The 369-nt window shown below is 68.3% G+C and carries 1 pseudogene; it reads left to right on the forward strand.

Going from position 1 to position 369, the window contains the following annotated elements:
- Positions 1-369: pseudogene (locus BIV24_RS30755) on the forward strand (beta-galactosidase); the annotation flags it as partial.

A 369-nucleotide genomic window follows, 5' to 3' on the forward strand; every position in this document is an offset into this window, starting at 1 on the left:
CGAGAAATACCTGGTGAACAAGCGGCTCGGCTACCTGGTGCAGTCGGTGGCGCCGCTGACGAAGACAGAGAAGGTCACCGTGGCCGCGCCGCAGAACAGCGCGCTGCTGCGCCGCGACCGGAGCAATCCGGACAACGGCACCGGGATCACCGTCGTCCGCCACAAGGACGTCAACAACAAGGCCAAGGACAGCACCCACCTCGCCCTCGGCGGCTACCCGTCCGTGCCGCAGGAGCCGGGCACCGCGCTGACGATCGACGGCCGCGACTCGAAGCTGCTCCTGTCCGACTACGCCATGGACCACCAGCAGCTGCGCTACTCGACCTCCGAGCTGATGACCCACGGCACCTTCGGCCCGCGCGACGTGGC

The organism is Streptomyces colonosanans, assembly GCF_001866645.1.
GTDB classification, from domain to species: domain Bacteria; phylum Actinomycetota; class Actinomycetes; order Streptomycetales; family Streptomycetaceae; genus Streptomyces; species Streptomyces colonosanans.